Source organism: Saccharopolyspora sp. 7B (genome assembly GCF_020177435.1).
GTDB lineage: Bacteria > Actinomycetota > Actinomycetes > Mycobacteriales > Pseudonocardiaceae > Saccharopolyspora_C > Saccharopolyspora_C gregorii.
In genome coordinates, this window is the sequence record NZ_JAIUKC010000012.1 from 1 (window position 1) to 12,896 (window position 12,896).

General features: G+C 69.8%; 16 protein-coding genes. 2 read left to right on the forward strand and 14 right to left on the reverse strand.

What is annotated here, in order from left to right:
• Window positions 1-182 precede the first annotated feature (182 nt).
• From LCD33_RS02250 to infA, 8 genes are all read right to left on the reverse strand, one after another.
• The gene (locus LCD33_RS02250) at window positions 183-1,013 is read right to left on the reverse strand and encodes a tRNA pseudouridine(38-40) synthase TruA (protein WP_224956704.1); all 831 of its coding nucleotides are present in this window, start codon (window positions 1,011-1,013) and stop codon (window positions 183-185) included.
• Window positions 1,014-1,081: 68 nt separating this feature from the next.
• Window positions 1,082-1,621, reverse strand: coding sequence for a 50S ribosomal protein L17 (rplQ, locus tag LCD33_RS02255; protein WP_224956622.1), 540 nt, complete (start codon window positions 1,619-1,621; stop codon window positions 1,082-1,084).
• 50 nt (window positions 1,622-1,671) lie between these two features.
• Window positions 1,672-2,754: a DNA-directed RNA polymerase subunit alpha gene (locus tag LCD33_RS02260; RefSeq protein WP_224956624.1), complete on the reverse strand. Its 1,083-nt coding sequence runs from the start codon at window positions 2,752-2,754 to the stop codon at window positions 1,672-1,674.
• 143 nt (window positions 2,755-2,897) lie between these two features.
• Complete coding sequence (gene rpsD / locus LCD33_RS02265) at window positions 2,898-3,503, reverse strand: 30S ribosomal protein S4 (protein ID WP_224956626.1); 606 nt, start codon at window positions 3,501-3,503, stop codon at window positions 2,898-2,900.
• Window positions 3,504-3,526: 23 nt separating this feature from the next.
• Window positions 3,527-3,931: a 30S ribosomal protein S11 gene (gene rpsK, locus LCD33_RS02270; protein WP_224956627.1), complete on the reverse strand. Its 405-nt coding sequence runs from the start codon at window positions 3,929-3,931 to the stop codon at window positions 3,527-3,529.
• Between the two features lie 25 nt (window positions 3,932-3,956).
• Window positions 3,957-4,337 carry a 30S ribosomal protein S13 gene (gene rpsM / locus LCD33_RS02275; RefSeq protein ID WP_224956628.1) on the reverse strand — a complete coding sequence of 127 codons (381 nt, stop codon included), beginning with the start codon at window positions 4,335-4,337 and terminating at the stop codon, window positions 3,957-3,959.
• A 172-nt stretch (window positions 4,338-4,509) separates the two neighbouring features.
• Window positions 4,510-4,623 (reverse strand): 50S ribosomal protein L36, encoded by a 114-nt coding sequence (rpmJ, locus tag LCD33_RS02280; protein WP_184476415.1) that lies wholly within the window; start codon window positions 4,621-4,623, stop codon window positions 4,510-4,512.
• A gap of 53 nt (window positions 4,624-4,676) precedes the next feature.
• Window positions 4,677-4,898, reverse strand: coding sequence for a translation initiation factor IF-1 (gene infA / locus LCD33_RS02285; RefSeq protein ID WP_009948665.1), 222 nt, complete (start codon window positions 4,896-4,898; stop codon window positions 4,677-4,679).
• A gap of 581 nt (window positions 4,899-5,479) precedes the next feature.
• Between infA and LCD33_RS02290 the strand changes: the two genes are divergently transcribed.
• Window positions 5,480-6,121, forward strand: a complete 642-nt coding sequence (locus LCD33_RS02290; RefSeq protein WP_224956629.1) for a methyltransferase domain-containing protein — start codon at window positions 5,480-5,482, stop codon at window positions 6,119-6,121.
• Between the two features lie 115 nt (window positions 6,122-6,236).
• Window positions 6,237-6,839 (forward strand): methyltransferase domain-containing protein, encoded by a 603-nt coding sequence (locus LCD33_RS02295; protein ID WP_224956630.1) that lies wholly within the window; start codon window positions 6,237-6,239, stop codon window positions 6,837-6,839.
• Window positions 6,840-6,957: 118 nt separating this feature from the next.
• On the opposite strand, the gene map is transcribed toward LCD33_RS02295, so the two are convergent.
• From map to LCD33_RS02325, 6 genes are all read right to left on the reverse strand, one after another.
• Complete coding sequence (gene map / locus LCD33_RS02300) at window positions 6,958-7,749, reverse strand: type I methionyl aminopeptidase (RefSeq protein WP_224956631.1); 792 nt, start codon at window positions 7,747-7,749, stop codon at window positions 6,958-6,960.
• A gap of 32 nt (window positions 7,750-7,781) precedes the next feature.
• Window positions 7,782-8,336 carry an adenylate kinase gene (locus LCD33_RS02305; protein ID WP_224956632.1) on the reverse strand — a complete coding sequence of 185 codons (555 nt, stop codon included), beginning with the start codon at window positions 8,334-8,336 and terminating at the stop codon, window positions 7,782-7,784.
• Between the two features lie 263 nt (window positions 8,337-8,599).
• The gene (gene secY / locus LCD33_RS02310; protein ID WP_224956633.1) at window positions 8,600-9,904 is read right to left on the reverse strand and encodes a preprotein translocase subunit SecY; all 1,305 of its coding nucleotides are present in this window, start codon (window positions 9,902-9,904) and stop codon (window positions 8,600-8,602) included.
• A gap of 518 nt (window positions 9,905-10,422) precedes the next feature.
• Window positions 10,423-11,019 (reverse strand): hypothetical protein, encoded by a 597-nt coding sequence (locus LCD33_RS02315; RefSeq protein ID WP_224956635.1) that lies wholly within the window; start codon window positions 11,017-11,019, stop codon window positions 10,423-10,425.
• A gap of 82 nt (window positions 11,020-11,101) precedes the next feature.
• Entirely contained in the window at window positions 11,102-11,707 is a 606-nt protein-coding gene (locus tag LCD33_RS02320) for a hypothetical protein (protein WP_224956637.1), read from the reverse strand.
• Window positions 11,708-11,796: 89 nt separating this feature from the next.
• Window positions 11,797-12,297: a hypothetical protein gene (locus tag LCD33_RS02325; protein ID WP_224956639.1), complete on the reverse strand. Its 501-nt coding sequence runs from the start codon at window positions 12,295-12,297 to the stop codon at window positions 11,797-11,799.
• Window positions 12,298-12,896 lie beyond the last annotated feature (599 nt).

A 12,896-nucleotide genomic window follows, 5' to 3' on the forward strand; every position in this document is an offset into this window, starting at 1 on the left:
GCGGCGAAGCCGCTGAGCGGAGACCCAGCACGCAACGGGACCACCCGCGGGTTCTCAGCGGTTCCCTCGCGAGGACAGCTTTTTCGCATGTGGCGGAGCCACTTGCGAAAAAGATCCCGCAGCGAGGGGGCCGCTGAGGTTCCGCCACCCCACCACCCGAGCAGCAGGGGGACGGCGCAGCCTCACCCGAGCGAGCGGAGGCCGCGCGTCTGTTCTGCCCGCACCGCCAGCTCGGCCTCGTCCGGGTAGTCCACGCCGAGCAGGGTGAGCCCGTGCGCGGGCGCCACCGCGCTGGTGCGCTCCCCGGCTCCGGCGAGCTCCGCGGGCCAGCCACCGCCGCGCCGCCCGTCCCCGACGAGCAGCAGCGCCCCCACCAGGCTCCGCACCATCGAGTGGCAGAACGCGTCCGCGCTCACCCGCGCCACGATCAGGTGCTCCGCCACCCGCTCCCATTCGAAGCGCTGCAGCTCCCGCACCGTCGTCGCGCCCTCCCGCGGCTTGCAGAACGCCGCGAAGTCCCGCAACCCCAGCAGGTCCAGCGAGGCCGCGTTCAGCGCCGCCACGTCCACCGGGCGGTTCCACGCCAAGGTGTCCCGCCGCCGCAGCGGATCGACTCCCCACGACGCGTCCGAGACCTGGTAGCGGTAGTGCCGCCGCAGCGCCGAGAACCGGGCGTCGAACCCCGCGGGAGCCACCCGCGCGTCCAGCACCCGCACGTCGCCCGGCAGGATCCGGTTCCAGCGGTGCCGCATCCGCTCCAGGTCCGGGATCCCGCGCTCGTCCACGGGGATCCGCACGGTCGAGCCGGGCTCGAACGGCACCACGTCCACGTGCACCACCTGACCGGTGGCGTGCACCCCGGCGTCGGTGCGTCCGGCCACCACCACCGAGCGCGGGACGTCGCGGCCCGGGGGCTGCTTGGCCAGCGCGTCCTCCAGCAGCCCCTGCACGGTGCGCCTGCCGGGCTGCTTCGCCCAGCCGGAGAAGTCGGTGCCCTCGTAGGACACGTCCAGGCGGAGACGAACCAGCCCGCCGTCCCCGTGGGGAGCGGCGGGCTCGTTCGCGGCGTCGTCGACCCGAATCAGGACTCGTCCTTCTTCGCGGTCTCCTCGACCCCTGCCTCAGCGGCGTCGTCGGCCTTGGCCTCGACGGCCTCGTCGGCCGTGGTCTCCTCGACCGCGGGAGTCTCCTCCGCAGCCGGGGTGGCCTCGGCGTCCTTGGCGAACTTGGTGCCGCGAGCGGCTTCCGCCTCGGCGGTGACGGTCTTCTCCGTCACCAGGGCGATCACGGCCATCTTGGCGCTGTCACCGCGACGCGGCATCGCCTTGACGATCCGGGTGTAGCCGCCCGGCCGCTCCGCGAAGTGCGGACCGATCTCGGCGAAGAGCTTGTGCACGACGTCCTTGTCGCGGATGGTCTTCATGACCTCGCGACGGTTGTGCAGGTCGCCCTTCTTGGCTTTGGTGATCAGGCGCTCGGCGAGCGGACGCAGCCGCTTCGCCTTCGCCTCGGTAGTCGTGATCTTGCCGTGCTCGAACAGCGACGTGGCCAGGTTGGCCAGCATCAGCCGCTCGTGCGCCGGCGACCCGCCGAGACGCGCTCCCTTGGTGGGGGTGGGCATCGCTTGCTCCTCTCAAGGCGCGGATCGGGTGGCCCTCCCGCGCAACACAGCTACAGCTGCTCTGTCTCCGCGTAGTCCTGACCGTCGTCGTAGCCGTTGTCCTCGGCCACCGACAAGGAGCCCAGCGGGGTGTCGTCGTCCGCCGACCAGCCCTCCGAGGCGTACTCGGCAGCGGCGGCCGACGGGTCGAACCCGGGCGGGCTGTCCTTGAGGGACAGGCCCAGACCCACCAGCTTCAGCTTGACCTCGTCGATGGACTTCGCACCGAAGTTGCGAATGTCCAGCAGGTCGGCCTCGCTGCGCGACACCAGCTCACCGACGGTGTGGATCCCCTCCCGCTTGAGGCAGTTGTAGGAACGCACCGTCAGGTCCAGGTCCTCGATCGGCATCGCGTAGGCCGCGATGGTGTCGGCCTCCGCGGGCGACGGCCCGATCTCGATGCCCTCGGCATCCACGTTGAGCTCGCGCGCCAACCCGAACAGCTCGACCAGGGTCCGACCGGCCGACGCGACCGCGTCGCGCGGCGTGATCGACGGCTTGGTCTCGACGTCCAGGATCAGCTTGTCGAAGTCGGTGCGCTGCTCGACGCGGGTCGCCTCGACCTTGTACGTCACCTTCAGCACCGGCGAGTAGATCGAGTCGACCGGGATGCGGCCGATCTCGGCACCGGTCTGCTTGTTCTGCACCGCCGGGACGTAGCCGCGACCGCGCTCGACGACGAGCTCGATCTCCAGCTTGCCCTTGCCGTTGAGCGTGGCGATGTGCAGATCCGGGTTGTGCACGGTGACCCCGGCCGGCGGCACGATGTCGGCCGCGGTGACCTCACCGGGGCCCTGCTTGCGCAGGTACATCGTGACCGGCTCGTCCTCCTCGGAGCTCGTGACGAGCTCCTTGAGGTTCAGGATGACGTCGGTGACGTCCTCCTTCACGCCCGGGATGGTGGTGAACTCGTGCAGCACACCGTCGATCCGCAGGCTGGTGACGGCCGCACCGGGGATCGAGGACAGCAGGGTGCGGCGCAGCGAGTTGCCGAGGGTGTAGCCGAAGCCGGGCTCCAGCGGCTCGATGACGAACCGGGAGCGGGTCTCGGTCACGGCCTCTTCGGCCAGTGAGGGTCGCTGGGAGATGAGCATGTGAGTTTCCTTTGCCTACGACGCCCGCTATTTGACGTCGGTGGAATGGCTGCCCGCGGCGAACCGCGAGCGGACGGCGGAATCCGGCTCCGCCGCCCGGACGGCCACCGCCGGCGACCTGGTGGGGCCGCCGGCGGGAAGCATCACTTCGAGTAGTACTCGACGATGAGCTGCTCGGTGACCGGGGTGTCGATCTGCGCGCGCTCCGGGAGCTGGTGCACCAGGACGCGGAGGTTCGACGGGACGACCTGCAGCCACGCCGGCACCGGCCGCTCGCCCAAGGTCTCCTTGGCGATGATGAACGGCGTGGTGTTGATCGACTTCGGCTTCACGTCGATGATGTCGAACTTCGAGACCTGGAAGCTCGGAACGTTCACCTTGGTGCCGTTGACCACGAAGTGGCCGTGGCTGACCAGCTGCCGCGCCATCCGCCGGGTGCGGGCCAGGCCCGACCGGTAGATCACGTTGTCCAGGCGGGACTCCAGCAGCTGCAGGAGGTTCTCGCCGGTACGGCCGGTGCGGCGGTTGGCTTCCTCGTAGTACGAGCGGAACTGGCGCTCGAGGATGCCGTAGGTGAAACGAGCCTTCTGCTTCTCCTGGAGCTGCAGCAGGTACTCGGTTTCCTTGATGCGCGCGCGCCCGTGCTGACCCGGCGGGTACGGACGACGCTCGAACGCCTGGTCCCCACCGATGAGGTCAACCTTCAGACGGCGGGACTTGCGGGTCGCGGGACCGGTGTAACGTGCCATCTTCTTCTACTCCTCTCCCGCGATCAGACCCGGCGCCGCTTGGGCGGCCGGCAACCGTTGTGCGGCTGCGGGGTCACGTCCTGGATCGTGCCGACCTCGAGGCCGGCGGCCTGCAGCGAGCGGATCGCCGTCTCGCGGCCCGAACCCGGGCCCTTCACGAAGACGTCGACCTTCTTCATGCCGTGCTCGGCGGCCTTGCGGGCAGCGTTCTCAGCGGCCATCTGCGCGGCGTACGGGGTGGACTTGCGGGAGCCCTTGAACCCGACGTGGCCCGCGGAGGCCCAGCTGATCACAGCACCGGTCGGGTCCGTGATGGACACGATGGTGTTGTTGAAGGTGCTCTTGATGTGCGCCTGTCCGTGCGCGACATTCTTCTTTTCCTTGCGCCGCACCTTCTTGACGGCGCCGGTGCGAGACTTGGGTGGCATAGCTGTCGTGGTCTCCTAGCGACGCTTACTTCTTCCCGGCCTTCTTCTTGCCGGCGACCGTCTTCTTCGGCCCCTTGCGGGTACGGGCGTTGGTCTTCGTCCGCTGCCCGTTCAACGGGAGGTGGCGGCGGTGCCGCGTCCCCTCGTAGCAACCGATCTCGATCTTCCGGCGGATGTCGGCCGCGACCTCGCGGCGCAGGTCACCCTCGACCCGAAAATTGTTCTCGATGTAGTCGCGGAGCTTCGCGAGCTGCTCGTCGTCGAGATCCTTCGCGCGGGCGTCGAACGAGATGTCCGTCGCCTTCAGGATCTCCTGGGAACGGCTGCGGCCGATCCCGAAGATGTAGGTCAGCGCGACCTCCATGCGCTTGTCGCGCGGGAGGTCGACACCGGTGATCCGTGCCATTGCGGCAGGTCTCCTTCGTGTCGTTCCAGGTCTGCAACCCCAGCCACCTCCGCGCCGCGGACGGCGCGAAGCCCCGGCCTGGAACCGGGGGTCGACCGGCTCACCTCGCGAGCCGGCAGGTCAGGGGAGTTCCCTTGGATTGTCTGTAGCTACCCGTCTGCGACGGACGCGATCAGCCCTGGCGCTGCTTGTGGCGCTGGTTGTCGCAGATGACCAGGACCCGCCCGTGACGGCGGATGATCTGGCACTTGTCGCAGATCTTCTTCACACTCGGTTGGACCTTCACGGCCTGTGCTCTCCTGCTCGGACGCGTGCCCGGTCTCCCGGACACCGTGGAGGTCACTTGTAGCGGTAGACGATGCGCCCACGGGAAAGGTCGTAGGGCGAGAGCTCCACGACGACCCGGTCCTCGGGCAGGATGCGGATGTAGTGCTGACGCATCTTGCCACTGATGTGCGCGAGGACCTTGTGCCCGTTCTCCAACTCGACGCGGAACATCGCGTTGGGGAGCGGCTCGATCACGCGACCCTCGACCTCAATGGCCCCGTCTTTTTTGCCCATGTCCTCCGCGTTTCGTGACGGTGACGGTTGGTAAGGCTTGCGCCTTCGGCCACCTGACCAGGAGACTTCCCCCAGGACTGGTGGCAGGCGCACTGCGGCCGGTCCGGACGCCCTGAGCCCTGCGGCGTGAACCGCTGGACACCCGTGGGGCGACTTGGCCAGCGAGCCGGAACCGACCCCCTGCACGCGCCCCCTGCGAGCAGGACGCACGACGAACCGGCGCGATGAGTGCGCCGTTGCTCCACTGTACGCGCACGCGGATCGCGCCTTCACCCGGGGCCGGGCAACACCCCAGGTCGGCGGGCTCGGCCGGTTCGGCGGACGCCCGCGGGCCGGGTCCGTCCCGGCGCGGCGGTGGGACGGGACCGCCCACTCGGGCGGTTGCGGGGCCGCTCGCGGGCTGTCTACGTTCGATCTCACCCGGCGGCGCGACGACGACGTCGCCCGGAGCCGCGGGCACTCCGGTCACCGGTGCCTCCGCCGCGCACCCCGGCCACGGGAAGCCGCGAGGCCGCCCGCCCAGGGCATCGGCCACCCCAGCGATCCCGTTCCGACCACCGAACCGCGCTTCGAGGAGAGCAGTGACCGCCCAACAGGACCGTCCCGCCAGCACTCGCCCGTCCGGCCTGCCCGGCAAGCTCGGCGAGTACCGCGCCTTCCTCGCCGGAGCCGTGCGCAACCCGCAGAAGGTCGGCGCGGCCACCCCCACCTCGGCGGCGGTCGCCGGGGTCGTCGCCCAGGTGGTGCCCACCACCGGCCAGCCCGTGGTGCTGGAGCTCGGCCCCGGCACCGGTTCGCTCAGCGGCGGCATCCGGGATCGGCTGCCCGCCGGGGCCCGGCACGTCGGCATCGAGCTCGTCGACGAGATGGTGCGCCACCTGCAGGTGCACGCCCCGTGGATGGAGCTGGTCCACGGCGACGCAGGCGACCTGGTCCCGCTGCTGGCCGAACGGGGCGTCGACCAGGTGGACGCCGTGATCAGCAGCCTGCCCTGGTCGCTGCTGGGCGAAGCCGACCAGGACCGGATCCTCGGCGAGGTCACCAAGGTGCTCGCCCCGCACGGCGCGTTCACCGCGCTGACCTACCTGCCCGCCGAGCACAACACCGGCGGGCGGCGCTTCCGGCAACGGCTCGCCGCCACCTTCGACGAGGTCATCACGCACACCACGTGGCGCAACCTCCCGCCGATCCTGCACTACATCTGCCGCCGACCGCTGCTCTGATCGGACGGACCGCCCAGCGCACGCAATTCCCCCGCACGGCAGCGTCATCGCCCGCGCGCGGCGCCCGAGTCGCTACCGTGCCGCACGGACCGCCCGACCGATCCAGGAGCGCCGAGTGAGCAAGCGAGCCAAGCTGCACGAGTACCGCACCTTCGTCACGCGAGCCGTGCGGCAGCCCGGAACCGTAGGTGCGGTGCTGCCCACCTCCGAGCACGTGGCCCGCGCGGTCGCCGAGGTCGTACCCGCGCACGGGACGCCGACGGTCCTCGAACTGGGCCCCGGCACGGGGGCGCTGAGCGGCGCGCTGCACGAACGGCTGCCCGCGGGCGCCGACCACTTCGCGGTGGAGATCGACTCGGAGATGGTGCGCTACCTCGCCGCGACCAAGCCGTGGCTGGAGGTCATCGAGGGCGACGCCGGGCACCTCGGCGACCTGCTGCGCACCGCGAACCGCAACCAGGTCGACGCGGTGATCAGCAGCATCCCGTGGACCCTGCTGCCGGCGGACAAGCAGCGCGAACTGCTCGCGGAGGTCGCGAAGGCGCTGACCCCCGGCGGCGTGTTCACCACCGTCACCTACGTGACGACGCTGTGGCGGCGGAACACGATCGCCTTCACCGAACTGCTGCGGGAGACCTTCGAGGAGGTCCTGCCGCGCAGCACCGTGTGGCGCAACGTCCCGCCGGCCCGCGTCTACGTCTGCCGCCGCCCCCGCTGACCCCTGCCGCCGCAGCCCTGCCGCGAACGCGTGCTCGCGGGCGGGCCGGTGGCCCCGAACAGCGGAACGCCCCACCCGCCGGATCGGCGAGCGGGGCGTCCTGCGCGTTCGGGTCCGGTCAGCTCTCCGGGGCGGTCAGCACCCAGGGGCCGTTCTCGGTGATCGCGACGGTGTGCTCCCAGTGGGCCGCGCGGGAACCGTCGACGGTGACCACGGTCCACTCGTCGTCGAGCTCCTCCGTCTCCGCGGAACCCAGCGTCAGCATCGGCTCCACCGCCAGCGCCATGCCGACCCGCAGCTTCGGACCGCGGCCCGGCTTGCCGAGGTTCGGCAGGAAGGGCTCCATGTGCATCTCGGTGCCGATGCCGTGCCCGCCGTACTCGGCGATGATCCCGTACTGGTTGCCGTCGGCCTTGGCCGCGGCCTGGGCGGCGCTCTGCACCGCGTGCGAGATGTCGGTGAGGTGCGCACCGGCCTGGGCGCGCTGCAGACCGGCCCACATGGCCTTGCGGGTCGCGTCGGACAGCGCCTGGTCGCGGGCGCTGACGGTGCCGACGGACAGCGTGACCGCGGAGTCCCCGTGCCAACCGTCCAGGATCGCCCCGCAGTCCACCGAGAGCAGGTCGCCGTCGGCGAGCACCTCGGACTTCGAGGGGATGCCGTGCACGACCTTCTCGTTCAGCGACGCGCAGATCGACGCCGGGAAACCGTGGTAGCCCTGGAACGACGGGACCGCGCCCGCGTCCCGGATCACCTGCTCGGCGAGCTCGTCGAGCTCACCGGTGCTCACGCCCGGCTCCGCTTTCGCGGTCACCGCGGCGAGCGCGTCGGCGACGACCAGCCCAGCGGCCCGCATGGCCTCGATCTCGCCGGTCGATTTGAGCTCGATGCCCTTGCCTCGCCGAAACACCCGTGCTCCCGTCCGTTCCTCGGTGCCGCTCGTCAGGCCTTCTGGCCCAGCGCGTCCAGCGCGCGGTCGGTGATCTCCTCGACCGAACCGAGCGCGTTGATCTTGACCACCTTGGGGCGGTAGTAGTCCAGCAGCGGCTCGGTCTCCGAGTGGTAGACCGCGAGCCTGCGCCGGATCACGTCCTCGGTGTCGTCGGAGCGGCCGCGGGCCAGCATGCGGCTCACCAGCTCCTCCTCCGGCACGTCGAACTGGAGGACCGCGGACAGCTCCATGCCGTTCTCGGCCAGGATCTCGCCGAGCACGTCGGCCTGCGGCGTGGTGCGCGGGAACCCGTCGAGCAGGAACCCCTTCTGCGCGTCCGGCTCCGCGAGGCGCTCCCGCACCATCTCGTTGGTGACCTCGTCGGGCACCAGTTCACCGGCGTCGATGTAGGACTTGGCCTGCTGCCCGAGCGGCGTGGAATTGCCGATGTTCGCCCGGAACAGGTCGCCGGTGGAGATGTGCGGAACGGCGAGCCGTTCGCCCAGCACGGCCGCTTGGGTGCCCTTGCCCGCACCCGGCGGGCCGACGAGAACCAATCGCACCAAGGGTCTGCCTCCGAATCATTCCGGTGGTCTGCCGCCACCTTCGTCGAGCGCTCCGCACTCACCCCGTGGAGTGCGGATGCTGGTCACCGCGCGCGTTGCCCGGCGCTCCGGCGACCGTGCGGTGCGCCTGGGATCTCAGCCCAGGCAGGCACCGCGTCAGACGTCGCCGCGGACGGACACCCTAGTGCAAGCGCTGCGCGGAACCCCGTGAGTGAGCTTCCGCGATGCGAAACGCCGTGTCCGGTATCCGTTGTCCGACGAGTTTACCGGAGGAAACCCTCGTAGTTCCGCTGCGTGAGTTGGCTCTCGATCTGCTTCACCGTGTCCAAGCCGACGTTGACCATGATCAACACAGCGGTGCCGCCGAACGGGAAGTTCTGGTTCCCGCCCTGGCCGGTCAGGCCCAGGAAGAAGTTCGGCAGGATCGCGATGATGCCCAGGTACAGCGAACCGGGCAGCGTGATCCGGGAGAGCACGAAGCTCAGGTACTCCGCGGTCGGCCTGCCGGGCCGGATGCCGGGGATGAACCCGCCGAACTTCTTCATCTCGTCCGCCCGCTCTTCCGGGTTGAACGTGATCGAGACGTAGAAGTAGGCGAAGAAGATGATCATCGCCATGTACAGCAGGATGTGCACCCAGCTGGACGGGTCGACGATGTAGGTCTGGATGAACCGCGCCCACCAGGAGTCCTGGTTGCCCGCGAGCTGCCCGAGCAGCTGCGGCAGGTACAGCAGCGAGGAACCGAAGATCACCGGGATCACACCGGCCTGGTTCACCTTCAACGGCAGGTAGGTCGAGGTGCCGCCGTACATGCGGCGCCCGATCATCCGCTTCGCGTACTGCACCGGGATGCGGCGCTGCGCCTGCTCGATGAAGACCACCGTCGCGATGATGGCCACCGCGAACACCAGGATCACCGCGAACACCAGGCCGCCGTGCGTCTGCAGGATCTGGCCGCCCTCGGCGGGGATCCGCGCCGCGATCGAGGTGAAGATGAGCAGCGACATGCCGTTGCCGATACCGCGCTCGGTGATCAGCTCGCCCATCCACATCAGCAGTGCGGCGCCCGCCGTCATCACGACCACGATCGTGATGAGGTTCAGCACCGAGCTGTCCGGGATGACGTCCGCGGTGCAGTTCGGGAACAGCTGGCCGCGCTCGGCGAGCGCGACGATGCCGGTCGCCTGCAGCACCGCCAGCGCGATCGCCAGGTACCGGGTGTACTGCGTCAGCTTCGCCTGGCCGGACTGGCCTTCCTTCTTCAGCTGCTCGAAGCGTGGAATGACCACCTGGAGCAGCTGCACGATGATGCTCGCGGTGATGTAGGGCATGATGCCCAGCGACAACACCGACAACTGCAACAACGCGCCACCGCTGAACAGGTTCAACAGCGAGAAGACGCTCTGACTGCCCTGCAACTCCTGGTAGCACTGCTGGACGTTCGGGTACGAGACCCCCGGGGAGGGAATCGTGGCGCCGAGCCGGTACAGCACGACCATGCCCAGAGTGAACAGGATCTTGCGGCGCAGGTCCGGCGTCGCCAGAGCCGAGCGGAAGGCGCCGAGCACGCGAACCTCCTGGTGCGCAAGCCGGGAGTACCGGCCGAACGATGGCCGGCTTCCCAATTCCTCGTACACGGGGCCGGCACGGCTGGAAAATCCACAGCACCGTGCTCGGCACGGTGCTGCCTGGGCGACTCTAGCAGGTCGCCTAACGCGTCCCGCCGGTCGGCGGTGATCCGCCGCACCTCGGATCGTTCCCGTTCGACGAACACGACTGGGAACGACCCGAGCGACGCACGGTGACCGCCACCGCCGAGGCCGAGCACCCCGCTCCGCGCGACGGGGAAAACCCCCACACCGCCCGAATTCGAAACCACACGAAGAGTCGCGCGGTCCGCCATGTCAGCGGCGAAGCCGATGAGCGGAGACCACCCGAGCAAGAGGACCACCCGCGGGTTCTCAGCGTTCTCCTCGCGAGGACAGCGTTTCCTCCGGTGGCGGAGCCACCGGTGAGAACGATCCCGCAGCGAGGAGGACGCTGAGGTTCCGCCACCCCACCCCCGGAGCAAGACGAGCGGAGCAGATCAGCCGCAGTTCGCGGCGTGCTCCTCCTCCGTCATCGGGCTGGTGTCCTGGACGACCGTGCTCTGCTGGTCCTCGGCCGGGCCGGTGACCTCCATCGGCACGTACCAGATGTAGTGGTCGTAGAACTTGTCCTCGAAGTGCAGCTCGTAGGTGCCCGTCACCTTCTGCATCTTCGGTCCGTAGTAGACCCGCCCGGCGTCGCCCGGCTGCACGTCGATGTTCGTCGTCTGGCTCTCGGTGTGGGATTCCTTCCACTCGTGGCCGTAGCTGGCCTTGAAGGTCACCTTGAACACCTCGCCGAACGAGGTCGACATGGACAGCCCGAGGCTGTTGCTCTCCGAGGTGGTGTCGGACCAGCTGACGCCCATCCGCTGCGGCAGCTCGGTGCAGTTGAACGTCGGGCTGCCCACCTGCTCCGAGGTGTTCTGGAAGTACTCGGGCTCGCCCTCCGGGTGGAACACGCAGCTGTCGGTGCCGTTGTCGCACTTCTCCAGGAGTTCGCGAGCGGTCGGTTCCTCCGCGGCGGAGGCGGGCGGGGCGATCAGCAGTCCCGCGGCGGCGGTCGCGGCCGCGGCGGTGGCGATGCGTCGGATCATCGGGAGACCTCTTCTCGATCGGAGCTCGGCGCGGTCCGCGGCGCGTGGGGGCTGGGGCCGGGCGGCGGGCCCGCCGTTCCCGTCACGGGCATTGGGAGATCTCCTCCTCCGTCATGTCCCGCACGTGCTGGCTGACCGCGCTCGTCGGGTCCGGGGCCGGCCCGGTGATCTCCATCGGCACGTACCAGATGTAGTGGTCGTGGAACTTGTCCTCGAAATGCAGCTCGTAGGTGCCCTTCACCTTCTGCATCTGCGCGGCGCGCTCCACCGAACCCACCTGGTTCGGTTCGGTGTCCACGTGGGTCGTCTGGGATTCGGTGTGCGATTCCTCCCAGGTGTGCTCGTAGCTCTGCTCGTAGGCGACGGCGAAGACCTTGCCGAACCCGGCTTCCGTGGTCATGGACAGGCCGACGCTGTTGCTCTGCGAGGTGGTGTCCGACCACTCCACCGAGAACCGCTGCAGGCCGTCGGTGCAGTTGTAGACCGGGTCGCCGACGGTGTGCCGGTCCTCCACGTAGTACTCGGGTTGCCCTTCCGGGTGGAACACGCAGCTGTCGGTGCCGTTGTCGCACTTCTCCATCAGCTCGCGGGTGGTCGGTTCGTCGGCGGCCGAGGCCGCGGGGGCGAAGGCCAGCGAGGCCAGCGAGAACGCGGAGACGAGCACCGCGCTGGTCCGGCGTGGGGACATGGCTTCTCCTCGTTGAGAGCGGGGCCCGCGGCGGAACTCGGTGCGGGGGGGGGGGATCGCGCCGCGGGGAGATCCGGCCGCCCGATCGCTCAGCTCAGCCCGACCGACTGGGTGCGGTCGTTCATCAGGTCACCGACGTAGGCGGTGTTCTCCTTGAACGGCCCGTCGCGGTCGCCGCCGAGGCCCGGCTCGGGGTACAGCCAGATCCAGCAGTCGCCCCACGGCTGCACCGAGGTGACCCGGTCCTTCCAGTCGTCCGGCAGGTCGATCTGGTAGTCGACCCAACCGTCCTTCTCGCACAACCCGGAGCCGTAGATGGTGAAGCTGTCGCCGCCGTAGTTCTCCTCGTCGAACAGCGTGCCCTGGACGACCTCGCCGTCCCGGGTGTCCGCGGCGGCGGCGCCGGCGCTGCCGGTGGCTTCGGCGAGGGTGTCGAAGCAGTGCTGCTGCCCGGTGTCGGCGTGGAAGGCGCAGTGCCGCGCGGGGGCGGCGTCCGTGGTCCCGGCCGCGGTGGCGACTCCGGGAATGGCGGCCGTCAGCAGCGACATCGCCACCAGCGGGAGTCCTGCGCGCAACGTTCGAAGCCGCATGTCCGCTCCTCAGGTCTTCGTCGATCGGAGGTGTGCTTCGGGGCACTTGCCCGATCAAGGTAGAGCGGCCCGAGATTGGTCTGCACCAGCAAATGGGAGGGCTGCATTCGGCGGAACGGCGGCGGGCGCTCACACTTTTCGCGGCGGCCGTTCGGCGCAGCACCACTGCTCCGAGAGCCCCGCGCGGCGACCGGAACCACGAGCGCCGAACGACGAAACCCCAGCGCAGCAAGGCCCTCATCCGCTCGGCGCCGACATCGGCCGCACCCGGTCGGGAACGCGGAGCGGACCGGCCGCGCACCACCGCCGTTCACCGCGGCGGCACGATCCGTTCACCACGGCGGCGCGGAAACCGCGGCGCAGCGCGCCCCGCACCCGGCTGACGAACCGGAATCGCAGGTCAGCGCCTCGCGCCCGCGAGGTGGAACGGCGAAGAACCAGGAAATCACCAGAATCCGGCGTTCCGGCCCCGCACATGCGAAAGGGGCCGCCCCCCCCCAGGGGGCCCGGCCCCCACGCCCCGGTCACCCCGGGGGTCAGCGGTCCCGCGTGGTGGCCGCACCCCCCCCCGGCGGGGGAGTGTCCAGCGCCCGGCCGGG